The organism is Megamonas sp., assembly GCF_986095205.1.
The window spans coordinates 1-22,966 of sequence record NZ_CFQVBI010000013.1; the positions used below are offsets into that span (position 1 = coordinate 1).

The 22,966-nt window shown below is 33.1% G+C and carries 21 protein-coding genes; 16 read left to right on the plus strand and 5 right to left on the minus strand.

Translation table 11 applies throughout. From position 1 onward, the window contains the following. The 3 genes from AC5LAX_RS02030 to AC5LAX_RS02040 all read left to right on the plus strand — a co-directional run. Positions 1-1,128, plus strand: a 1,128-nt coding sequence (locus AC5LAX_RS02030; protein ID WP_493263624.1) for an amino acid permease, incomplete at its 5' end; no start/stop codon positions are given. A gap of 275 nt (positions 1,129-1,403) precedes the next feature. Beyond that, the gene (ald, locus tag AC5LAX_RS02035) at positions 1,404-2,525 is read left to right on the plus strand and encodes an alanine dehydrogenase (RefSeq protein ID WP_008540231.1); all 1,122 of its coding nucleotides are present in this window, start codon (positions 1,404-1,406) and stop codon (positions 2,523-2,525) included. Positions 2,526-2,617: 92 nt separating this feature from the next. Then, the gene (locus AC5LAX_RS02040; RefSeq protein WP_117585676.1) at positions 2,618-4,000 is read left to right on the plus strand and encodes an amino acid permease; all 1,383 of its coding nucleotides are present in this window, start codon (positions 2,618-2,620) and stop codon (positions 3,998-4,000) included. 42 nt (positions 4,001-4,042) lie between these two features. Here AC5LAX_RS02040 and AC5LAX_RS02045 read toward each other — a convergent pair whose 3' ends face one another. The 3 genes from AC5LAX_RS02045 to queF form a co-directional block, all read right to left on the minus strand. Then, complete coding sequence (locus AC5LAX_RS02045) at positions 4,043-5,602, minus strand: sigma 54-interacting transcriptional regulator (RefSeq protein WP_288909355.1); 1,560 nt, start codon at positions 5,600-5,602, stop codon at positions 4,043-4,045. A 96-nt stretch (positions 5,603-5,698) separates the two neighbouring features. Further along, positions 5,699-6,271: a cob(I)yrinic acid a,c-diamide adenosyltransferase gene (locus tag AC5LAX_RS02050; protein WP_278850490.1), complete on the minus strand. Its 573-nt coding sequence runs from the start codon at positions 6,269-6,271 to the stop codon at positions 5,699-5,701. Positions 6,272-6,325: 54 nt separating this feature from the next. Further along, complete coding sequence (gene queF / locus AC5LAX_RS02055; protein ID WP_008540235.1) at positions 6,326-6,820, minus strand: preQ(1) synthase; 495 nt, start codon at positions 6,818-6,820, stop codon at positions 6,326-6,328. Between the two features lie 336 nt (positions 6,821-7,156). Here queF and serC point away from each other — a divergent pair, with 336 nt between their 5' ends. Continuing rightward, positions 7,157-8,245 carry a 3-phosphoserine/phosphohydroxythreonine transaminase gene (gene serC, locus AC5LAX_RS02060; protein WP_015563431.1) on the plus strand — a complete coding sequence of 363 codons (1,089 nt, stop codon included), beginning with the start codon at positions 7,157-7,159 and terminating at the stop codon, positions 8,243-8,245. A 48-nt stretch (positions 8,246-8,293) separates the two neighbouring features. Here serC and AC5LAX_RS02065 read toward each other — a convergent pair whose 3' ends face one another. Beyond that, entirely contained in the window at positions 8,294-8,932 is a 639-nt protein-coding gene (locus AC5LAX_RS02065) for a YigZ family protein (protein ID WP_288909356.1), read from the minus strand. 183 nt (positions 8,933-9,115) lie between these two features. On the opposite strand from AC5LAX_RS02065, the gene AC5LAX_RS02070 reads away from it, so the two are divergent. Continuing rightward, entirely contained in the window at positions 9,116-10,492 is a 1,377-nt protein-coding gene (locus AC5LAX_RS02070; protein WP_018999867.1) for an amino acid permease, read from the plus strand. A 44-nt stretch (positions 10,493-10,536) separates the two neighbouring features. Here the strand turns inward: AC5LAX_RS02070 and dhaM are convergent, their stop codons facing one another. Next, on the minus strand, positions 10,537-10,938 hold the full coding sequence (gene dhaM, locus AC5LAX_RS02075) for a dihydroxyacetone kinase phosphoryl donor subunit DhaM (protein WP_018999866.1): 402 nt from the start codon (positions 10,936-10,938) through the stop codon (positions 10,537-10,539). A 203-nt stretch (positions 10,939-11,141) separates the two neighbouring features. Between dhaM and AC5LAX_RS02080 the strand changes: the two genes are divergently transcribed. From AC5LAX_RS02080 to htpX, 11 genes are all read left to right on the plus strand, one after another. Then, a complete protein-coding gene (locus tag AC5LAX_RS02080; protein ID WP_288909357.1) occupies positions 11,142-12,194 on the plus strand; it encodes a DUF2939 domain-containing protein in 1,053 nt (350 codons plus the stop codon). Positions 12,195-12,310: 116 nt separating this feature from the next. Next, positions 12,311-12,709, plus strand: a complete 399-nt coding sequence (locus AC5LAX_RS02085) for a DUF3783 domain-containing protein (protein ID WP_018999864.1) — start codon at positions 12,311-12,313, stop codon at positions 12,707-12,709. Between the two features lie 32 nt (positions 12,710-12,741). Then, positions 12,742-13,380, plus strand: a complete 639-nt coding sequence (locus AC5LAX_RS02090) for a hypothetical protein (protein ID WP_259299283.1) — start codon at positions 12,742-12,744, stop codon at positions 13,378-13,380. A gap of 369 nt (positions 13,381-13,749) precedes the next feature. Then, positions 13,750-14,856: a class II glutamine amidotransferase domain-containing protein gene (locus AC5LAX_RS02095; RefSeq protein WP_018999862.1), complete on the plus strand. Its 1,107-nt coding sequence runs from the start codon at positions 13,750-13,752 to the stop codon at positions 14,854-14,856. After that, positions 14,844-16,475 carry a glutamate synthase-related protein gene (locus AC5LAX_RS02100; protein WP_008540245.1) on the plus strand — a complete coding sequence of 544 codons (1,632 nt, stop codon included), beginning with the start codon at positions 14,844-14,846 and terminating at the stop codon, positions 16,473-16,475. Before AC5LAX_RS02095 ends, AC5LAX_RS02100 begins: the two co-directional genes overlap by 13 nt. A gap of 21 nt (positions 16,476-16,496) precedes the next feature. Continuing rightward, the gene (locus tag AC5LAX_RS02105; RefSeq protein WP_018999860.1) at positions 16,497-18,833 is read left to right on the plus strand and encodes an FAD-dependent oxidoreductase; all 2,337 of its coding nucleotides are present in this window, start codon (positions 16,497-16,499) and stop codon (positions 18,831-18,833) included. 89 nt (positions 18,834-18,922) lie between these two features. Further along, positions 18,923-19,102: a hypothetical protein gene (locus AC5LAX_RS02110; RefSeq protein WP_018999859.1), complete on the plus strand. Its 180-nt coding sequence runs from the start codon at positions 18,923-18,925 to the stop codon at positions 19,100-19,102. 73 nt (positions 19,103-19,175) lie between these two features. Further along, a complete protein-coding gene (locus AC5LAX_RS02115) occupies positions 19,176-19,700 on the plus strand; it encodes a nitroreductase family protein (protein WP_115150827.1) in 525 nt (174 codons plus the stop codon). Positions 19,701-19,936: 236 nt separating this feature from the next. Beyond that, a complete protein-coding gene (locus AC5LAX_RS02120; RefSeq protein ID WP_117585671.1) occupies positions 19,937-20,902 on the plus strand; it encodes a bile acid:sodium symporter family protein in 966 nt (321 codons plus the stop codon). 258 nt (positions 20,903-21,160) lie between these two features. Next, on the plus strand, positions 21,161-21,832 hold the full coding sequence (locus tag AC5LAX_RS02125; protein WP_018999857.1) for a YjbE family putative metal transport protein: 672 nt from the start codon (positions 21,161-21,163) through the stop codon (positions 21,830-21,832). 24 nt (positions 21,833-21,856) lie between these two features. Continuing rightward, positions 21,857-22,726, plus strand: a complete 870-nt coding sequence (htpX, locus tag AC5LAX_RS02130) for a zinc metalloprotease HtpX (protein WP_018999856.1) — start codon at positions 21,857-21,859, stop codon at positions 22,724-22,726. Positions 22,727-22,966: the final 240 nt, after the last annotated feature.

Below are 22,966 nucleotides of genomic sequence, written 5' to 3' on the forward strand. Positions count from 1 at the left end.
TTGCTTATGCTTACAACAAAAGTTGTATCGAACAAGAAGCCCCCACTTCTAAGCGATAGCGAAAGTGGTGGGAGTACATCACTTTTAGAATATACAGTAACATGTAGTACAGTTGCAGCTGGTTGGTCTGGTTATGTAGTGGGCTTGTTGACATCAGGCGGATTAAATTTATCTATAGATTTTTTAAAAGTTCCAGCAGAAGGTGGAATAATAAATCTTCCTGCAGTTTTTATTACTATGTTTTTATGTATTTTATTGGTTAGAGGTACAAAAGAAAGTATTTTTATAAATCGCATTTTGGTTTTTGTAAAAATAGCAGTTATTTTTATTTTCTTATGTTTAGCTATTCCTAATATTGATGTTAGAAATTGGGATCCTTTTTTACCTTTTGGTTATCAAGGTATTGCCTCTGGTGCAGCAATTGTATTTTTTGCCTATATTGGTTTTGATGCTGTAGCAACATCAGCAGAAGAAGCAAAAAATCCTTCTCGAGATGTGCCTATCGGTATCTTAGGTTCACTTGCAGTTTGTACTTTATTATATTTTATTGTGGCAATGGTATTGACTGGAATAGTGCCTTATACTCAATTAAATAATGCAGAACCTGTAGCTTATGCTCTTCGTGTCATTGGTTATCCTTTTGGTTCAGCTATTGTTGCAGTGGGGGCTATTTGTGGTATTACTACAGTATTACTTGTTTTATTATATGGTCAAGCACGTGTATTTTTTGCTTTGTCTCGTGATGGTATGATTCCAAAGGGAATTTGTAGAGTGCATAAGAAATATCATACACCATATTTAGTAACTATTGGTGGTTGTATTTTAGTTTCTTTGATTGCTGGATTTGTACCGATTAATGTAATTGCAGAAATGGCAAATATAGGTACTTTATCAGCATTTTTTATAGCTGGATTTGGGGTATTGTATTTGCGTATTACACGTCCTGAGATAAAAAGAGGTTTTAAATGTCCAGCAATTTACATTGTTGGGCCAATGGCTATGCTTAGTTGTGGTTATTTGATGTATAATTTGCCAGCACTTACATGGATTAGATTTATTGTTTGGTGTATTGTAGGCATTATTATTTATTTTGTATATAGTTATAAACATTCTTTGTTAAATAAATAGAAGATTATCCATAAGAGATTAAAGAATTTACACTTTAATCTCTTATTTTTTTATAAAGTGTAATAAAAATTTTACAGCTGTAATAATATTATTACAGTTTTTGTAACAAAAATATTACAAAAATAATAGCGATAATAAAAAATACTTATTTATCAATATAAAATTTTTATATTTAATTTTGGCACGCGATTTGCATTATATATAAAGTGTAAAACATAAATGATGATACATATTTTTATAATAAATTTTTTTCGACCTAAAGGAGGGTTTATATTATGATTATTAGTGTTATTAAAGAGATTAAAAACAATGAAAACCGTGTTGGCTTAACACCTGCGGGAAGTGAAGCTTTAATACGTGCAGGACACACTGTATTAGTAGAAAAATCTGCTGGTGTTGGCAGTGGTTTCCCAGATGAAGCTTATGTTGCTACTGGTGCTGAAATTGTTGAAAATACAAAAGAACTCTTTGATAGAGCTGATATGATTATTAAAGTAAAAGAACCATTACCTGCTGAATATGATTTATTCCATGAAGGTCAAATTCTATATACTTATTTACATCTAGCTCCAGAACCTGAACTTACAGCTGCTTTATTACGTCATAAAGTTGTTGGTATCGCATATGAAACAGTTAGAGGTAGAGATGGCCGTAGCTTACCACTTCTTTCCCCAATGAGTGAAATTGCTGGTCGTATGTCCGTTCAATTAGGTGCTCAGTTCCTTGAAAGTCAATATGGTGGACGCGGAGTATTATTAGGTGGCGTTAGTGGTGTTTGCCCAGGTCAAGTAGTAATCGTTGGTGGCGGTATCGTTGGTACAAATGCTGCAAAAATGGCAGTTGGTTTAGGTGCTAGAGTTACTATTATTGACCTTTCTATTGACAGACTTCGTTATCTTGATGATATTTTCCATGGCCGTGTAGTTACAGAAATGTCTAATAGTTATAATATTGCTAAATGGGTAGCAAGAGCTGACTTATTGATTAGTTCTGTACTTATTCCAGGTGCAAAAACTCCTATCTTAGTAACTGAAGATATGATTAAAACAATGAAACCTGGTTCAGTTGTTGTCGATGTTGCAATTGACCAAGGTGGCGCAGTTGAAACTTGCGATCATTGCACAACTCATGACAATCCAACATTTGTTAAACATGGTGTAACTCACTACTCCGTAGCAAATATCCCAGGTGCAGTATCCAGAACTTCTACTTTGGCATTGACAAACGCTACTTTGCCTTATGCTTTAGCAATTGCTAATAAAGGATATAAACAAGCTTGCCTTGACGATCCTGGTTTAATGCAAGGTATTAATACTATAGATGGTAAAGTAACATTTAAAGGCGTAGCAGAAGGTTTGAATTTACCTTATTATGATATTCACGAAATCTTAAAATAAAAAGCTAAGGCCTGGTTTTACCAGGCCTTTATTTTTGAAAAAATGAGAAAGTAAGTGATGTTTTCGTGTTGTAGAAAAAAGGAGTGTTTTTTATGGATTTGTTCCGTAAGAAAGATATAGGTGCCTTGCGTTCAATGGCACAAAATTCAGGTCTTACAAGAAATTTAAGTGCGTTTGATTTAGTTTTTTTGGGTATCGGTAGTGTTATTGGTACAGGAATTTTCGTATTAACTGGTGTAGGGGCAGCTTTATATGCAGGTCCTGGTATATCTTTATCTTTCGTACTGGCTTCTATCGCTTGTGCGTTTGCAGGTCTTGCTTATGCTGAATATGCATCAATGGTTCCAGTAGCAGGTAGTGCATATGCTTATACATATGCATCATTAGGTGAATTTCTAGCATTTATTGTAGGTTGGAATTTGATTTTGGAATACACTGTTACTTGTAGTACTGTTGCTGCTGGTTGGTCAGGCTACGTAGTAGGGCTTTTAGCTTCTGGCGGTATTGATTTACCAGTTGCTTTTACGAAAGTTCCTGAAGAAGGCGGTATTATTAATGTACCTGCTATTTTAATTACTATGTTCTTATGTATATTGTTAGTACGTGGAACAAAAGAAACTGTTATGATTAACCGTATTTTAGTATTTGTAAAATTAGCAGTTATCGTTATCTTCTTCGTATTGGCAGTTCCTAATGTTGACCCAACTAACTGGGATCCATTCTTACCATATGGTACACAAGGTATTTCAGCTGGTGCTGCGATTGTATTCTTTGCTTATATCGGTTTTGATGCTGTTGCAACTTCAGCAGAAGAAGCAAAAAATCCTTCACGTGATTTACCTATAGGTATCTTAGGTTCCTTAGGTGTTTGCGCTGTATTATACTTCTTCGTAGCTCTTGTATTAACAGGTGTAGTACCTTATACAGACTTGAATAATGCTGAACCTGTAGCATATGCTCTTCGTGTTATCGGCTATCCAATTGGTTCTGCTATTGTTGCCGTAGGTGCTATCTGTGGTATTACTACAGTATTACTCGTTTTATTATATGGTCAAGCACGTATTTTCTTTGCTTTATCTCGTGATGGTATGATTCCAGCAGGTATTTGCAAAATTCACAAATTATATAGAACTCCTTATTTAGTAACAATCGGTGGTTGTATTTTAGTATCTATTATAGCTGGTTTTGCTCCTATTCATTTAATCGCTGAAATGGCAAATATTGGTACATTATCTGCGTTCTTCATCGCTGGTTTTGGTGTTCTTTATTTAAGAATAAAACGCCCAGATATCAAACGTGGATTTAAATGTCCTGCTATTTACTTTGTAGCTCCAATGGCTATGATTTGCTGTGGTTATTTGATGTACAATTTACCAATTCATACATGGATTCGTTTCGTAGTATGGTGTGGTATTGGTCTTGTTGTATACTTTGGCTATAGCTATAAACATTCTAAATTAGAATCAGGAAAATAATTTAATATAAAAAAGGTCTTACTTTATGTAAGACCTTTTTTATTAATTATTTTTATCAAAGCTTAAATTATGTTCTTTCATTTTACGAATAACGCTGGTATGAGATAGACCGAGTGCTGCACCTAATTTACGTGAAGAGGAAAATTTTTTCATTGCTTGTTGAAGAATATTTTTTTCTGTACGGCGAAGGGCTTCTTCTAAATTTAGTGTAGAATATTCATTTAAATCATGTGTGCAACTAGTATTTTGCATTTGGTTAAATAAGATAATGTCTTCAGCAGTTATTTGTGAACCTTGAGCAACATTTATAGCACGTTCAATGATATTACTTAATTCGCGGACATTTCCTGGATAATCATAATTGGTAAGCTTTTCAAAAGCTTCTTGAGAAATAGATTTTATACTTGTATTAATATTATTTACTGTGGATTGGAAAAGGTAATTTGCCAGTAAGCGAATATCTTCTTTGCGTTCTCTAAGTGGCGGTAGATATAGTGGTATTACATTTAAGCGATAATATAAATCTTGGCGGAATAATCCATCTTTGACCATTTGTTCGAGATTGCAATTTGTAGCGGAAATAATGCGCACATTTATAGGAATTTCGCGGTTACCGCCAATACGACGAACTCTATGTTCTTGAAGTACACGCAATAATTTTGCTTGGAGAGTGGAGGAGATATCGCCTATTTCATCAAGAAATAAAGTGCCACCACTAGCTAATTCGAAAAGACCTAATTTACCACCTTTATTAGCTCCAGTGAATGTACCTTCTTCATAACCAAATAATTCACTTTCAAGTAGAGTATCAGGTATAGCTGTGCAGTTGATAGCGAGAAAGATATTATCGCGACGAGGTGAAGCGTTATGAATTGCTCTAGCAAATAATTCTTTCCCTGAGCCAGTTTCCCCACGTATGAGAATAGTAGAATTACTGCTAGCATAATGTTGAGCTGACAAAATTAATTTTTCCATAATATCACTTTGGTGAATAATATCTTTAAAACTAATAGAAGGCTGTCCTGTGATTTTTTGATATATTTGACGAACAGTTTCCATATCACGAATGACAGCAACACCACCAGATAAATTATTATTTTCATCTAATAGTGGTTGACTGCTAACCATATAATGATTGTCATATTCTTCAGCATAAACTTCATGATGAAGATATTTTTTACCTGTTTGCAATGTCTTTAATAATAATTTACAAAATGGTAAAGCTCGGGAAATGTTTTGCCCTAAAATATCATCATTAGGAATTTTTAGAATTTTTACAGCAATTTTGTTGATATAGATGATATCTCCGTTTTTATCAGTGATAATAATACCTTCATTAATGGTATTGAAGACAATATCCATTTGTTGATATTTTTCATTATGAGGCATTAGCATAATGGATTTTATTTGAACAATACCAGATAATTTATGAAGCTCAGATAAGATTTTTTGCTCACCTTTATAAGATAAAGCTTCTGTTTCTAAATATGTAGTATTTTTAATAACTTCCATAGAGATAATATTTACATTATATTTGAGTAAAATTTTTGATATATCATAGACTAATCCATGGCGGTCTTTATTTTCAATACATATTTTCATAGATTATAAAGCACCTCTTGAGAAATGTTTAATTTAAATATGCTAAGAAATTTTATTTATTAAAACTTCTTAGCATATTGTAGGAGATTAACAAAATTAGTCTTCAATACCTTTGCGACCTTGGAGTCCTTGTTGATAATAGTGTTTTACTTCTTGCATATCAGTGACTAAATCAGCACGTTCACATAGCCATTGAGGAGCATATCGACCAGTACAAACTATTTCAATATCTGAAGGTATTTGATTTAAAACAAATTCTAAAGTTTCTTTAGTGATTAAGTCATAATACATAGCGACATTGATTTCATCAAGAATAATTAAATCGTAGTGAGTATTATTTATTTCTTCAAGTAAATTTTTTAAACTGTCATTAACTAATTTTACATAATCTTTAGGTGGTTTACCTTCGGGATAAACTTGGAGCATATCTCCCCATTTTTTGATTTCTTCATCAGTCAACATACCTTCTTTAGCGATAAAATAAGGTTTGCCACTAGTTGTCAATTTCAATTGTGGGGTGAATTTTTGTAAAATAGCTTGTTCACTATAAGCTAAAGTTTTCATAAATTGGCAAAAATAAACTTTTTTATCAGCACCTAAACTGCGAATAGCAAGACCTATGGCTGCTGTAGTTTTACCCTTGCCATTGCCTGTATAAACTTGAAGCATATAATCATTTCCTTTTAGTTTGATTAAAATTCATCTTATGGAATTTATTTTTACTTAACGATTATCTACTTTATCTAAGCTATATAAATCATGATTTACAAAACGAGTTTGAGCTAATTGTTCATATTTTGTATCAGGGCGACCATAATTTGTATATGGGTCAATGGAGATACCGCCACGAGGTAAGAATTTTCCCCATACTTCAATATATTTAGGGTTCATGAGTTTAATTAAATCTTTCATGATGATATTTACTACATCTTCATGAAAATCGCCATTATTTCTGAAGCTGAATAAATATAATTTTAAGGATTTACTTTCCACCATTTTTTCATCAGGAATATAAGAGATATAAATTGTACCAAAGTCTGGTTGACCTGTGATAGGGCAAAGTGTAGTGAACTCAGGGCAATTAAATTTTACCCAGTAATCATGGTCAGGGTGTTTATTATCAAATGTTTCTAATACATCTGGACGATAATTAAATTCGTATTTTACATTTTTTTGACCTAAAAGCGTAATGTCTTTAGTTTCTTCACTAGTGCGCATCTATATACCTTCCTTTTAAATAATTAATCATTGCACGTATAAAAATAAAGTGATTAATAAATATTATATCATATTTATGAAATGATGTAGAAATATGGTTAAGTATTAAAACTTATAAGCTTGATTTACAAATTAGCAATAAAATAGAATATTATTACTTGACTAAAATACTTTTGTAGCAGTAAAATTGACATATTATCATAGATATTTTAAAATAATATCATATTTTTTACAAAATGTTTATTTAAAATATAATATTGTAAGATGGTAAAAGTATTATTAAATGATAAGTTCAATAAGGAGAACTTATATTTTTATTTTTAGGAGGCTTATTCGATGGAAAATCGTATTTACAATTTTAATCCAGGTCCTGCTATGCAACCTTTAGAAGTATTACAAGAAGCTCAAGCTGAATTTTTAAATTTTGCTAAAAGTGGAATGTCAATTATAGAAATCAGTCATCGTTCTAAACAATATGAACAAGTACATAATCAAGCAAAAGCAGATATAAAAGAGCTTATGGGTCTTGGTGATGATTATGAAGTATTATTCTGCCAAGGTGGAGCAAGTATGCAGTTTACTATGATTCCACAGAATTTTGCTGTTGATGGCAAAGTGGGTAACTATGTATTATCTGGTAGTTTTGCAACTAAAGCTTATGATGAAGCAAAACTTTTAAATCGTGGCTTTGTAGCAGCTTCTAGCAAAGATAGAGATTTTAAACATATTCCAACTCAAGATGAAATTAAATTAAGCGACAATGCAGCATATCTTCATTTATGCTACAATAATACAATTTATGGTACAGAATATCATTACATTCCAGAAACTGGCGATGTGCCTTTAATCGCGGATATGTCTTCTGATATGTTATCTCGTCCACTTGATTTTTCGAAATTCAGTTTAATTTATGCAGGTGCACAAAAAAATCTTGGCCCTGCTGGTGTTGTTGTAGTCGTTGCTCGCAAATCTTTCCTTGAAAATTCTCCAAAAGAAGTGCCAACAATGCTTCGTTATGATACTTATTTAAAGAAAAATTCCTTATATAATACACCTCCTGCATTTGGTATTTACATGGTAGGTAAAGTAGTATCATGGATAAAAGCAAATGGCGGTTTAGAAGCTATGGCGAAGAAAAATGCAGCTAAAGCTAAATTAGTTTATGATGCTATCGATAATAGTGATGGTTTCTATGTTGGTCATGCAGATAAAGATAGCCGTTCTTTCATGAACGTTACTTTCCGCTTACCAAGCGAAGAATTAGAAGCTAAATTTGCTAAAGAAGCTTTAGAACATGGTTTAGGTGGCGTAAAAGGTCATCGTTCTGTTGGTGGTATGCGTACATCTATTTATAATGCAATGCCAATGGAAGGTTGCCAGGCTCTTGTTGACTTTATGGAAAAATTCCGCAAAGCTAATAAATAAATTTAATAAAAAATCCTTAGTAGCTAAATCTAACTACTAAGGATTTTTTTATTTTGCATTTAAGGGAATATTTAAGTAAACAGGTTCTAATTCTTCTATTTTTATACGACCAGCAGATAAATTAGTGATGTCTTTTAGAATGCTTTCACTGTCATTTTGGGCTAATAATAAAGTAAAGCTTACGATATCACTATAATCTTTATTTTGTATGCGGATTTCTTTTTGGTGGAGATAATTTTCAAAACTGCCTAGTAAATCATAATTTAAATCTAGTTTATAGCAATTAAAGATGGATTTTTTTACAATAGTGGAAACATCAAGTCCCAAGGTTACAGATTTTCCATAGGCACGAATTAAACCGCCAGCACCTAATTTTATGCCACCAAAATATCTAGTAACGACAACGACAATATCACTTAATTCATTTTTTTTGAGCACTTCAAGCATAGGAGCGCCAGCAGTGCCACTAGGTTCACCATCATCACTTGATTTTTGGATTTCACTGCGTTCGCCGATGATATAAGCAGAACAGTTGTGGCGAGCATCAAAATGTTTTTTCTTTATGGACGAAATAAATTCTTGAGCTTCTATTTCTGTTTCTACATGTTTAATATAAGTTAAAAATCTAGATTTATTGATTTCCCATTCAGTAAAGTATTCGCCTTCGATTGTTTTATATTCAAGCATAATTTCACCTCAAAATAATTATAATATAAATAGCATGAAAATTTTTATAAGTTTTTTTCTTTTTGTATGGTAAAATGATGAATTTTATAGTATTATTTTTGTAATAAAAATAAATATACTTTAGAGTATATAAAATAATATAAGAAAGGTTGTGTTATTAAGGAGATGAACAACAAACCTATAATGAATAGGGGTCTGAAAAACAGACATATACAGCTTATTTCTCTTGGGGGAATTATTGGGAGCTGTTATTTTTTAGGTACTGGTTATGTATTAGAACAAGCAGGACCTGCTTCTATTTTAGCTTATTTATTGGGCGGAATAGTAGTATTATGCGTTATGCTATGTTTGGCTGAATTAGCGGTAGCTCAGCCTGTGTCTAGTTCTTTTGTTACGTATGCAAACGACCATATATCGCCTACATGGGCATGTGGTGTCGGTTGGGCATATTGGTTGAATTGGATTGTTTATGTACCTGCAGAGATGATTGCAGCGGGGATTATCATGAATCAATTTGTACCTGAGGTCAGTCAGTTATGGTGGGCTGTATCGTTTGGTCTAGTTGTTACCTTTATAAACCTATTCAGTGTAGGCAAGTTTGGTGAAAGTGAATTTTGGTTATCAATTATAAAAATAGTCGCATTAGTAGTTTTCAGTATTATTGCTTTTGCTATTTGTATGGGCTGGGCTGGTGAAACTGGCGAACCTATTGGAACAAAAATTTTATTAGGTAGTGGCGGTTTTGCACCTCATGGATATTGGGCAATTATCATGACAATGGTAATTATCTTAGTTAATTTCCAAGGTTCAGAAATAATTGGCTTAGCTGCTGGAGAATGTAAAGACCCAGCAAAAAGTATTCCTATAGCAGTTCGTAATGTTACTTGGAGAATTATTGCTTTATATATAATACCAATTACTTTATTAATATCAATATTGCCATGGGACGAAGCAACTTTGACAGAAAGTGTGTTTGCAGCAGCACTTCATCGTTATGGATTTGACTGGCTTGGATATATGTTTGCTTTTGTTATCCTTACAGCAGCAATTTCTTGCTCTAATTCAGGTCTATATGGTGCAGGCAGAGCGTTACATGGACTTTCTCGACATAAAATGGCACCTAAATTTTTAGGTAAATTAAATCATAATGGTATGCCTCAAAATTCAATTATTGTATCTATTTGTGCTTGCTGGATTATAATTTTATTATATACTTTAGATACAAGTGAAACAGCATATACTTATTTATTAGCTGTTTCTGGATTTACCGGTGCTATGGCTTGGATTTCTATTTGCTGGAGTCAATATAATTTCCGCAAAAAAATGATGGCAGAAAATAGAGTATCTGAATTAAAATACAAAACTCCATTTTTCCCTTATGTAACTTTATTTGGAATTTGGGTACAAGTATTTTGTCTTATTGTAATTGCCTTTACTGATGATTTACGTTCTACTTTATATGCAGGTATTCCAATGATGGTAATACCGATGGTGATTTTTAAATTAAAACAGATAAAAGCTCACCGTGCAGAATTAGTTCGCAATAAAACAGAATTATAAATGATAAAGAAAAAAAGCTGTACATATTATATGTACAGCTTTTTTTATAATGGAACCTTTTTTATGATGATGTCTTCAACAGTCTTTTTTATACTGAATATATCACTATTGAATGAAGCTTCAACAGCAGCAATAACAGCTCCTTCAACTAAAGGCGCATTAGCTATTTGAATTTTACTGATATCTTTATCATCTTCATCCATCATATCAATAACCATTTCAGTTGTTAATACAGAACTTCCTAAATCAGTAAGTATAAGAACTCCATCAGCTCCATTTACTTTTTCGATGGCAGATTTTATTTTTTTCATATCGGTGCCAAGTTTTCCATCTGATGTGCCTCCTGCGGCCATGATTTTCAATGCAGGGTCTGCCATTTGGAGAGCTAGCTCTTTAGTTCCATCTGCAATTAAAGAACTATGAGATACGATTACAATACCTATCACGAAGCACACCTCTATCCAAGTATAAATTAAGTTCTTAGATAATAATATGTTACTTGAGCCATAGTGTCAATCTATTAATACTATATTTTAGATAATATCTATAGATAAAGTATTGCATAAGATGTGAATAGGTGCCATAATTGATATTGAAGATATAATATATTATGGGAATTATTAATTAAATTATAATTGGAGGAAAAACTATGGTATTATCAATGCGTACTAAATTAAAGATTTTTGCAGCAGCAATATTATTAGTACTTGTTGTTATAGGTGGAGGCCTGACATATTTTAATTTTTATGTAAAGACACCCGAATATACGCTAAAAGCTATACAAGAATCAATACAAAATCATGACGTAGATGAATTTAATAAGTATGTAAATGTTGATAATGTTGTAGCAGGTGTAACTAATAATATGCTAGATGGTATAATTGCATCGCAAACTAATTTGCCAGAAGAAGCAAAAGTAGCAATGAATAGTCTAGCTACAATGTTTAAAGCACCAATAGTTGCTAGCTTACAAGAAGGTTTAAATAACTATGTAAAAACAGGTAGTTGGCAATCTGGAAACACAACAGCAGATGCTCAAGGTGCCATGATAAATTCAGATATGATATTAGAACAATCTGGATTGACTGATTTAACTTTTGAAGGAATTGATTATATCAATACAAATGAAGATAATGGTACAGCTGAAGCTGGTATAAAAGTAACTCAAAGTGAAATTAATCAGCCATTTGTATTTAAAGTGTCATTAGAAGAACAAGCAGATGGTTATTGGAAAGTTGTTAGTGTAGACAATTTTGCTGATTTTATCAAAGCTCTAGAAGATGGCAGAAAAGAATTCATAAAAGATTATTTGAGTCAAACAGCTCTTATTATCATTGATAAAGAAAAGATTTTAACAGAAAATGAAGCAAATCTAAATGCAGCATTGAATTTAGGAACATTGGGTAGTAGTCAAACTAGAACTGATTTGAAAAACGATATTGAAAATAAAATATTACCTCAATTGAAAGAGTTACAAGAAGCATTACAATCTGTAGAAGTACCAAAATCAGCAGAAACATTGCATAATTTGCGTTTAAAAGTATGTGAAAGCAAAATAGCTTATTATCAAGATTATGCTAAATGGTTAGATAATAAAGATATAAAAACATTAAGAGAAGCTACAGATAATTTGAAAAAAGCTAAAACTATGGAATATGAAGCTAATTTGTTGACTAAACGAATTGAAGGACAAATAAAATAAAAAATAAAGCTCCTGATAGATATATGTAAATATTTCTATTGGGAGCTTTTTTCGTAAAACTCTATTCTTGTTTAAATTATATAGATAATTTATAATTGGGAAGAGGTGATTTTAGTATGAAAAAAAATATTCAAGAAATGATTTTATTATATAATTTTACAGATGAATTACGCTTAATGGAAATAAAAACTTTATTAGAAGCGATGAAAATAAAAGTTATTACTGTAGATAAAGAAGAACATTATCAAAAAATTGGTTATTTATTTGGTTTAAAGGGATTTAACAAAGTACAGCCAACAAATGAAGAAGTGTTAAATTTTGAATATGAATTAATGATGTTTCATAATTTTACTAAACCTAGATTAGATAATGTCTTAAAAGCAATGCGAGAAAAAAATCTGCAAGTGCCTATTTGCAAAGCAGTTGTTACGACTTTTAATCGCTTTTGGAGTATAGCGCGTGTTTGTCATGCACTAGAAAAAGAACATTTAGCGATGCAAAAACAAGATGCATAAATATTGGTTTTAAAATGGAAAGGTGAATTTTGTTGGATAATAAAGAATCATTTAATAAAGTAGGGATATCTAGAAATGATGAACCTACAAGATTTTTAACTGAAGAAGAAATGGAGCAATTAGAGCAAGCTAGATTTAATTATGAAACTAAAGTAGAAAATACACCAAAAACTACGGTTGAAAAAAATAATAAGATTAAAATAGAAGATATAGCTCCTGAAACGAAAACAAAGTTGACTATTTCTCAAAAAACTAAAAATGTTGCACAGACTGTAAAAAATGTTGTAAGAAAAATTCTCATAGTCGCTAGTTTTGTAATTGTAGCTATACTGGGATTTTATTTAGCTTTTTCTTGGAATATGCCTATTGATAGAGATGATGAAGAAATAGTAAAAACTGAAGTGAGACAAGAATTAAAATTAGATGATAAAATAGATGAAAATAATTTTGACACTCAAGTAAGTGAAAAGGTAGAGACTTTTGAAGCAAAAGTAGATAAGGCAAAGCAAATTCTTGGTGGATTAGAAGAAGATATAGCACAAGATAAAGACTTAAAAGAAAATATAACTGATCTAAAAAATTCTACACAGGGCTTTTTAGATGAACATAGCGACGAGATAAGTATATTGAAATATAGATTAGAAAATTTAATAAATGAGTTTTTAAAATAAAAGGCAAAAAGGCAGATATTTTCTGCCTTTTTTATTTTGTATACAGTAAAACTATACAATACAATTTTATGCAGTAAAGTAAAAGAAGCCTAAAAATATGCTATTTTATTAGGTATTGTTAATATGTAAATCTTAGTTTACTGCATAATAATTTTTAAATATACAAAACAGAATATTACAACTATTTTAAAAGCTTTTAAATATAAGGGTTTTGTGTAAAAGATAAGATTTATTTATTGTATAAATATATTGACATCATAGTAACAAGTTTTTATAATGTATATTGCACTTTATTATAAAGGTATATTATAAAAATACGAATGTGTTTATTTTTTATGTGTTTTAAATAATTTATTGGAGGCGGTTATTGTGTGTAGAATAGGTTCTATAAAAAGTAAAGTTCCTGTTAGTCCGGCAAAAGCTTTAAAATTAATGATACCTCAACAAGAAGGTCATGATAACTCTGGATTTGCTATGGTTATGAAGGATTTATATGGTATTTTTTCCGATTATAAAGATAAGCCGTTACTTTCTTTAGCTTGTACTCAACGCGGTGCAGAAATGGTTGAAGAATATATGGACAGCCACAATTTTATTCAGTTGGCTGAATGGATTCCCGTCCCTGATAAACAACCAGGCTTAGATATTCAAGCTATGCCATATTATATATTCCGTAATTATGATTATCCTGAATATTACAAAGATAAATCAGAAGAAGAAAAAGGCGAATTGTTATTAGATACACGTTTGGCTCTTCGTAAAATATTAGAAGAATCAGGTAATGGTTTTGTATATTCATTTTGGCCAGATGTACTTACTTTAAAAGAAATTGGTGACCCTGCTGATATTGCTACATATTTCCATCTTTGGAATGAAAATGGCTGTTTACTTGCTAAAAATATTGTTGCTCAATGTCGTCAAAATACAAATTATGACATTGTACGTTATGCAGCACATCCATTCTTTTTACAAGGATATACTCTTTGCGCTAATGGTGAAAATACATTCTTTACTAAAAATAAAGAGTTCCAAAAATCTTTACATCGTGGATATATAGGTTTTGAATCAGACTCTCAAAATTTCCTATATACACTTCATTATGTTTTACATGAATTAAAATGGCCTATTGAATATTTTAAACATGTAATTACACCTCTTCCATTTGAAGAAATTGATAAACGTGAAGATAAAGAAGTATTAACAGCTATTCGTCAATCTTTAGCTAATTTAGAAATAAATGGACCAAATACAGTTATTGCTAATTTACCAGATGGCAGAATGATGACATGCTGTGATTCTAAAAAACTTCGCCCAGTTGTTGTAGGTGGCGATGAAAATATGGTAGCTATTGCTTCAGAAGTTTGTGGTATTAATGAAATATTACCAAATAGAGATATGAGTAAAGATATTTATCCTAATGAACGTGAAGTTGTAGTAATTAACAATGACTTGGAGGTTCAAAGATGGAAACAGTAAAAACGCAAGATATAAGTACAAACGACCTTAATTGGAAAATTGAATATGATATGGACCGTTGCACTATGTGCGGTAGCTGTTTAGCAACTTGTACTTTTCAAGCAATTAAAGCAGATGTAATTCGCATAGATAAGACTACTTCTGATGGATTATTCCCAGATCCAAAACATACACATAAAGCAATTCCTGTTATAAAACAAGTAAAAACACTTGCAAATGCTTGTGTTGGTTGTGGTATGTGTGAAAAAGTTTGTCCAAATGGTGCTATTCGTCCAGTGAGAAATGCTGATACAAGAAAAACATTGCTTTCTCGTGACCATGGCCCTATTAAACGTGGTGGACGTACAAATTTAAATGCACAAAGAACATTAGATAGCATTATTGTAGGTCGTATCAGTCAGATGACTGACCCTGCACTTGACTCTCAGCGTCATACTTTTGATATACGTTCTCCATTTGGTAGAGTATTACCAGCAAAAGATTTGCCTTTAAAAATGGAAAATGGCAAATTAGTCATGGAACATAAAGCACCACCAGTAAATTGGATTTATCCACTTATTTTCTCTGATATGTCCATTGGTGCTTTGTCTACAAGAGCATGGGAAGCTGTTGCTCTTGCTTGTGCTTATTTGAATGAAAAATGCAATATTCCAATTCGCATGAGTTCTGGTGAAGGCGGTATGCCAATTAAACTCTTAGAATCGGATTATTTAAAATATATGATTTTACAGATTGCTTCTGGTCACTTTGGTTGGAACCGTATTGTAAAAGCTCTTCCTAAAATGAAAGTAGACCCAGCAGGCGTTCTCATTAAAATTGGTCAAGGGGCAAAACCTGGTGATGGTGGTTTGCTTCCTGCAGCTAAAGTAGCAGAACATGTTCAGGCAATTCGTGGTGTACCAAAAGCTACACTTTCTTCTCCACCAAACCATCAAGGTTTGTATTCCATTGAAGAATCTGTACAGAAAATGCATTTATCCATGAACGCTGCTTTTGGTTTCAGAGTTCCTGTAGCTATTAAATGTGCTGCTTCAGCTACTTCTGTATCTGTATATAATAATTTACTTCGTGACCCTTATAAAATTTGTGGCGGTTTCTTCATTGATGGTATTCAAGGTGGTACTGGTGCTGCAAATGAAATTTCCTTAGACCATACAGGTCATCCAGTTGTTTCCAAAATTCGTGATTGCTATTTAGCAGCTGTAAAACAAGGTCTTCAAGGTCAAATTCCACTTTATGGTGGTGGTGGTATCGGTCTTACTGGTAATGCAGCAGCTGATGCTTTCAAAATGATGTGCCTTGGTGCAAATGGGGTATTCTGTGGTAAAATCTTAATTCAACTTTTAGGCTGTGTTGGTAATGAACATGGTCGTTGTAATTCTTGTAATACTGGTAAATGTCCAACTGGTATTTGTACACAAGACCCTCGCCTTGTTAAACGTCTTGATATTGATAAAGGCGCACAAAAAATCGTTGATTATGTCTTAGCTTTTGACCAAGAACTTAGAAAACTCATGGCTCCAATTGGTAACTCATCTCTTCCAATTGGTAGAAGTGATGCTCTTGTTTCTACAGATAAAGCTATTGCTGAAAAACTTGGCATTCAATATGTATGCTAATTAGTGAGGAGGATTTTTAAGATGTTTACTATAGATACTTTAGTTGGACATGAACGTATGTCCACACAAGATTTACTCCTTGCTATTGGTCAAGCTGTAGCTCAAGGAGAAACAGAATTTGAAATACATGCTTCTGGTCAACATGATATTGGTGGTCCATTATGGCATCCAGAAGGAAAAAAATTATTTTTCCATGTAACTAACGCAGGTCAACGTGTTGGTTGTATGTGTCTTGATAATACAGAAATCGTAGTAGATGAATCATCTTCTGCTGATGTTGGCTGGCTTAATGCTGGTGGTAAAATCACTGTTCGTGGTGATGCTGGTGATACAGCTGGTCATTGTTCTGCTGGCGGTAAAATTTATATCGGTGGTAGAGCGGGTACTCGTTCTGGTTCACTTATGAAACATGACCCACTTTATGAAGAACCACAATTATGGGTATTAAAAAATGTAGGTTCATTCTCCTTTGAATTCATGGGTGGCGGTAAAGCTGTTGTCTGCGGTGTAGATAGTGAAGAATTTGCAAGCGTACTCGGCGAACGTCCTTGCGTAGGTATGGTAGGCGGTACAGTATATTTCCGTGGAAAAATAGATGGCTATCCAGCAGATATTCGCTTGAAAGATTTAACAGATGAAGATATTGCATTCTTAGATAATAATATGGATGAATTCTTGGAATCCATCGGTAGAACAGAACTTCGCAGTGAATTATCTGATTGGCAACAATGGCATAAACTTGAACCATTAACTTTTGCAGAAAAACAAGCTATTGCTGATAAACAACCAGATATAAAATCCTTCCGTCAAAATGAATGGATAAAAGGTGGTATGTTCAGTGATGTTGCTGTAGATGATTTTGCTGTAAATCCTACAGTTGTAACAGGAACATATCGTCAAAGAGTTCCTTATTGGGAAAATGCAAAATTTGCAGCTCCTTGTGAATTTAGTTGTCCATCAAATATACCAACTCAAAAACGTTATAACTTAATTCGTCAAGGTAAATTAGAAGATGCAATTAAACTCGTATTAGAATATACACCATTCCCAGGTTCTGTTTGCGGTAGTGTTTGCCCTAATCCTTGTATGGAAGGCTGTACTCGTGGTGGCATTGATGAAGCTGTACAAATCGGTCAACTTGGCTATTTATCAGCTTTTACAAAAGTTGATGCACCAAAAGTTAAAACTGGCAAAAAAATCGCCGTTATCGGTGGTGGGGTAGCTGGTTTATCTGCTGCATGGCAACTTGCTCGCAAAGGTCATGATGTAACTGTTTATGATGATGATAAACATATGGGCGGTAAACTTGAACAAGTTATTCCTCGTGCTCGTTTATCTCATGAATTATTACAGTCTGAACTTAAACGCATTGAAGATATGGGCGTTAAATTCGTACCAGAATGCAAAGTTGATGCTGATAAATTTGCTCAAATTAAAAATGATGCAGATGCTGTTGTTGTAGCAACAGGTGGTCATAAATCTCGTTTCTTTAACTGGGAAGGTAAAGAAAAACTCGTCATGGGTCTTCAATTCTTAAAAGCTGTAAATCGCGGTGATAATCCAAAAGTTGGTAAACATGTAATCGTTATTGGTTGCGGTAATGCCGGCATGGATACAGCTCGTGGTGCTTATGATATGGGTGCAGAAACTGTTACTTGTATCGACGTACAAAAACCAGCAGCTTTTGATGAAGAAATTGAATATATTGAAAGCCGTGGCGGTAAATTAGTTTGGCCATTTATGACAACAAAAATCACTGACGAAGGTATCTATGATGATAAAGGTCGTTTCATTCCAGGTGATATGGTTATGGTATCAATTGGTGAAGCACCTATTCTTGATTATTTACCACAAGATGATAGCATTAAAAAATTCCGTGATTGGGTTGTACCAAATAAAGACAATTCCATTTTAGATGGAGTATTTGTAGCAGGGGACGTAATTAAACCTGGTCGTTTAACTGATGCTATCGGTTCAGGTCAAAAAGCAGCTTACTATGCAGATGCTTATGTGATGAATAAAGAAGTAGAAGCTTTCCCTGAAAAACAACAAGTAAACAAAGATACTTTAGCTAAAGCTTATTTTGATAAATGTCATCATTGCAATCTTGGCGAACCAGCAGATGATGTAAATCGTTGTATTAGTTGTGGTACTTGCCGTGATTGTGAAACTTGTATGCAATCTTGTCCAGAAAAAGCAATTACACGTATTCAACATTTAGATGGTAGCTTTGAATATGTATCTGATGCTAAAAAATGTATCGGTTGTGGTATTTGTGCAGGCGTTTGTCCTTGCGGTATTTGGACATTAAAAAATAATCCAGAAGAAATAAAAATGTATAGAACAAAAGCTGAATAAGCTGATAAATAAAAAGCTATCTGTTATTAAACAGGTAGCTTTTTTATGGAATTTATTAAATCATATTATAGAAAAAAGAAGTGAATAAAATGAGAAAATCATTAATGGCGAAGTTTTTGATTTTATGTATATTATTGATAGTAGGAGCAGTATTTCATATTTTAAACGTGCCAGAACTCATAGAAGAATTTGTAAAATTTATAGCTGTAATTGTCGTACTTATCATGATAAAACAAGTTTTTGATTATCTGCATGGAAAAAGAGAATGATATTATTTAAAATATAAAGGATTTTCAAAGAAAATTGTGGAACTAAAATAATATAGATAAGGAGGGTTATATAATGACTAATGAAGTTATAAAAGCTATGATTGAAAGACGTTCTTGTCGTAAATTTAAAGCTGAGCAAATAAAAGATGAAGAGTTACAAGCTATATTAGAAGCGGGTAAATATGCAGCTACAGGTAAAGGATTGCAATCTCCGAAAATGGTAGTTATCCAAAATCCTGAAGTAATTGCAAAATTATCTAAATGGAATGCTGACATTATGGGAGTAACATCTGACCCATTTTATGGAGCACCTACAGTGATTTTAGTTTTAGCTGATGCAACAAGAACTACAGCTGTTCAAGATGGTTCACTTGTAATGGGAAATTTAATGCTTGCAGCTCATAGTATAGGTGTTGCTTCTTGCTGGATTAATAGAGCAAAAGAAGAATTTGCTACAGCAGAAGGTAAAGCATTATTGAAACAATGGGGTATTGAAGGTGATTATATCGGTGTTGGACATTGTGTATTAGGATATCCAGCAGTTGATTTACCAAAACCTGCTCCTCGTAAGGAAGATTATGTAGTTTTTGTTAAATAAGCATAATATAGATAGATTTCAGGGTATTTAATGGATTTTTTATAGACATTAAATACCTTTTTTATTTGACAGAAGTTAATTTTTGGAGTATTATATAAGCTAACACTTGTAAATGTGTAAACATTATATATACTTAAATATCTTATTTTATAAGATGAAACTTTATTTTACATATTTTAAATGCATTTATAATATAGTTTTTATGGTGGACTTATAGTTTTTATGGAGGGATTAAGATGAAGACGTTAGAAGCAATCAGTAATTTTATATCGAAATATATGGCGGCTTTTGTTATCATCGTGGCAGCGGTTGCCCTGTTTATGCCGTGGACATTTAAATGGGCGGCAGGTTATGTTACATATTTATTGGGTATCGTTATGTTCGGCATGGGGATGACGCTGCGTTTTGAAGATTTCAAGCTGGTTTTCCAGCGTCCGAAAGACGTACTTGTCGGAGCTGTGGCTCAGTTTACGATTATGCCGGGTCTTGCCTGGCTGCTCGCGACGCTTTTCCAGCTTCCGCCGGAACTGGCTGTCGGCGTAATTCTGGTCGGTACGTGTCCGGGCGGTACGTCTTCCAATGTAATGACGTATCTGGCACGCGGTGATGTGCCTTTGTCCGTATCCATGACGATGACGACGACAATTCTGGCACCGGTTGTTACGCCGCTGCTCACATGGTGGCTGGCCGGAGCATGGATTGAGATTTCTCTGGCGGCTATGATGATTTCCATCGTGCAGGTCGTTGTAGTGCCGATTGTTTTAGGTATTGTCATCAATAAATTATTCGGTGATTTTGTACGCAGAGCGATAAAGCTGCTGCCGCTTATTTCCGTAATTGCAATCGTGCTGATTGTCGGTGGTGTAGTTTCCGTAAGTTCGCAGCAGATTATGCAGACGGGACTTTTGATTATGGCTGTGGTAATGCTGCACAATCTGCTTGGTTATGCTTTGGGCTTTGCTGTAGCTAAAGCTTTGAGAATGAATTTGGCGAAATCGAAAGCTATATCTATTGAAGTCGGAATGCAAAATTCCGGACTGGCTTCTTCTTTGGCTTTAATGCACTTCGGTGCGGCAGCGGCAATTCCGGGCGCAGTGTTCAGCGTATGGCATAATATTTCTGGTTCTTTAGCAGCAAATTATTTAGCTGGAAAAATGGATAAAGAAGAAAAAGCAGTTGCTAATAAATTAGTAGAAAATTGATTTAGATTATAAAGTGATAAATCATATCTTGCAGGTAAATATTGAATATGCTATATTATTAGTAATGATTACTTACTCGCAAGGGGAGTAGCTGAACGATTGATATCGTCAATACGAGTTTATCTCCGGTACAATCGACATTTAATATGTAAGCAAGACCTTGTTTCCTAGGCTGATGTTTTAGGAAGCAGGGTCTTTTTTTATATCATCAATATGATACAAATTAATTTAGAAAGAAGCGATGAATAAGTGGAAGGCATGTTTTCTGCGGCATGGTTTGCAGCTCTAGGAAGTATTTTGTTATTGGATTTAATTTTAAGTGGCGATAATGCTATTTTAATAGCTATGGCATGTAAAAGACTTCCTGATAAACAGAAATTGAAAGCCATGATAATTGGTTGTATGGGAGCTGTAATAATTAGAGTATTATTAACTTTATTTGCTACAGAATTGTTAGGTTTACCATACTTACAATTTATAGGAGGAATTCTTCTATTATATATAGCAGTTAAATTGTTGACTGACCATGGTGATGACAAAGCCGGTGATAAACAGCCGACTACTTTGATGGCTGCAGTAAGAACTATTATTATTGCAGATTTTATCATGAGTTTAGATAATGTATTATCTTTAGCAGGCGTAGCTAATATGGTTCCAGAAGGAAAATGGAGTTTAATTATTTGTGGTTTGATGATTAGCTTGCCAATAGTATTATGTGGTGCGCAATTATTTTTAATGATAATGAAAAAATTACCAGGTCTTGTTTATGTAGGTGGCGGTATTTTAGCTTATACTGCTGCTGAAATGATGGTGATGGATAGAGTTATTGGTGTTTATTTAGTGGAATGGAGTTTGATTATTAAAGTTGTATTGGTATTAATGATATTGAGTTTTGGTTGGTTTAAAAATCATAAAAGTTGTAATTGTTAACAGAACTTTAGGAGGAAATTATTTATGAATATGTTAAAAACGACGTTATTGATGGCGGCGTTAACAGGTATATTGATTGCTATTGGTGGTGCAATTGGCGGCAGTACAGGCGCTGTGGTTATGTTTGTTATCTCTTTAGGATTGAATTTCTATACTTATTGGAATAGCGATACTATGTGTTTAAGAGCATATAATGCTAGAGTGATAACACGCGAAGAAGCACCTAATCTATATGATTTAGTAGAAAGATTAGCAGAAAGAGCACAACTTCCTATGCCAAGAGTAGCTATTATTGAAGCTGATGAGCCAAATGCTTTTGCTACAGGTAGAAATCCAGAACATGCAGCTGTAGCTGTAACAACAGGAATTATGCGAGCTCTTACTTATGAAGAATTAGCAGGGGTTATCAGCCATGAGCTTGCCCATGTAAAACATCGTGATACATTGATTGGAACAATAGCAGCTTCTATTGCAGGTGTAATTTCTATGATAGCGAATATTGCTCAATTTGCAGCTATTTTTGGTAGCAATAATGATGATGAAGAAGGTTCTAATCCATTAGTATTGATGGCAACAGCTATTATAGCTCCTATTGCTGCTGCAGTAATTCAGATGGCTATTTCCCGTACGCGAGAATATGATGCAGATGCTGAAGGTGGCCGTATTTGTGGAAATCCGCTTTATTTAGCAAATGCCTTGGAAAAAATAGAGCATTATGCTAAATATGGAGAAATACCAAATGCGAAACCAGAAACTTCTCATATGTTTATTATTAATCCTTTAGCTGGCAAAGGAAAATCTATAGCAAATCTATTTAGTACACATCCATTAACTGAAGATAGAATTGCGAAACTTCATGAGCAAGCTAGTCAGCAAGGTATTACAACAGTTTAATAAAATCTGTAAAGTTAATAGATATCAATATGAGATGGCATACTATTTATTTAGTATGCCATCTTTATTTTTATTGAAAAATAAAGGATTTTGATACATTTTATAAGTGATTTATAAAATTTTTATTAAAAAATGTAAAAAAATCACAAAAAAGATGTTGACAAAGTGATTTATAGTAGATATAATAATTAAGCACTCAACGAGAGGGCAACTCAAAAGAAGAAAATTGTTAAAAACAAA

What these genes read in the sequence shown, in the direction of transcription:
- AC5LAX_RS02070 (WP_018999867.1), top strand. Translation starts at nt 9,116, where the DNA reads ATGAATAGGGGTCTGAAAAACAGACATATACAGCTTATTTCTCTTGGG.
- serC (WP_015563431.1), top strand. Translation starts at nt 7,157, where the DNA reads ATGGAAAATCGTATTTACAATTTTAATCCAGGTCCTGCTATGCAACCT.
- htpX (WP_018999856.1), top strand. Translation starts at nt 21,857, where the DNA reads ATGAATATGTTAAAAACGACGTTATTGATGGCGGCGTTAACAGGTATA.
- AC5LAX_RS02110 (WP_018999859.1), top strand. Translation starts at nt 18,923, where the DNA reads ATGAGAAAATCATTAATGGCGAAGTTTTTGATTTTATGTATATTATTG.
- AC5LAX_RS02080 (WP_288909357.1), top strand. Translation starts at nt 11,142, where the DNA reads ATGGTATTATCAATGCGTACTAAATTAAAGATTTTTGCAGCAGCAATA.
- queF (WP_008540235.1), bottom strand. Translation starts at nt 6,820, where the DNA reads ATGCGCACTAGTGAAGAAACTAAAGACATTACGCTTTTAGGTCAAAAA.
- AC5LAX_RS02100 (WP_008540245.1), top strand. Translation starts at nt 14,844, where the DNA reads ATGGAAACAGTAAAAACGCAAGATATAAGTACAAACGACCTTAATTGG.
- AC5LAX_RS02105 (WP_018999860.1), top strand. Translation starts at nt 16,497, where the DNA reads ATGTTTACTATAGATACTTTAGTTGGACATGAACGTATGTCCACACAA.
- AC5LAX_RS02065 (WP_288909356.1), bottom strand. Translation starts at nt 8,932, where the DNA reads ATGCTTGAATATAAAACAATCGAAGGCGAATACTTTACTGAATGGGAA.
- AC5LAX_RS02120 (WP_117585671.1), top strand. Translation starts at nt 19,937, where the DNA reads ATGAAGACGTTAGAAGCAATCAGTAATTTTATATCGAAATATATGGCG.
- AC5LAX_RS02085 (WP_018999864.1), top strand. Translation starts at nt 12,311, where the DNA reads ATGAAAAAAAATATTCAAGAAATGATTTTATTATATAATTTTACAGAT.
- AC5LAX_RS02045 (WP_288909355.1), bottom strand. Translation starts at nt 5,602, where the DNA reads ATGAAAATATGTATTGAAAATAAAGACCGCCATGGATTAGTCTATGAT.
- AC5LAX_RS02115 (WP_115150827.1), top strand. Translation starts at nt 19,176, where the DNA reads ATGACTAATGAAGTTATAAAAGCTATGATTGAAAGACGTTCTTGTCGT.
- ald (WP_008540231.1), top strand. Translation starts at nt 1,404, where the DNA reads ATGATTATTAGTGTTATTAAAGAGATTAAAAACAATGAAAACCGTGTT.
- AC5LAX_RS02040 (WP_117585676.1), top strand. Translation starts at nt 2,618, where the DNA reads ATGGATTTGTTCCGTAAGAAAGATATAGGTGCCTTGCGTTCAATGGCA.
- AC5LAX_RS02050 (WP_278850490.1), bottom strand. Translation starts at nt 6,271, where the DNA reads ATGCTTCAAGTTTATACAGGCAATGGCAAGGGTAAAACTACAGCAGCC.
- AC5LAX_RS02125 (WP_018999857.1), top strand. Translation starts at nt 21,161, where the DNA reads ATGTTTTCTGCGGCATGGTTTGCAGCTCTAGGAAGTATTTTGTTATTG.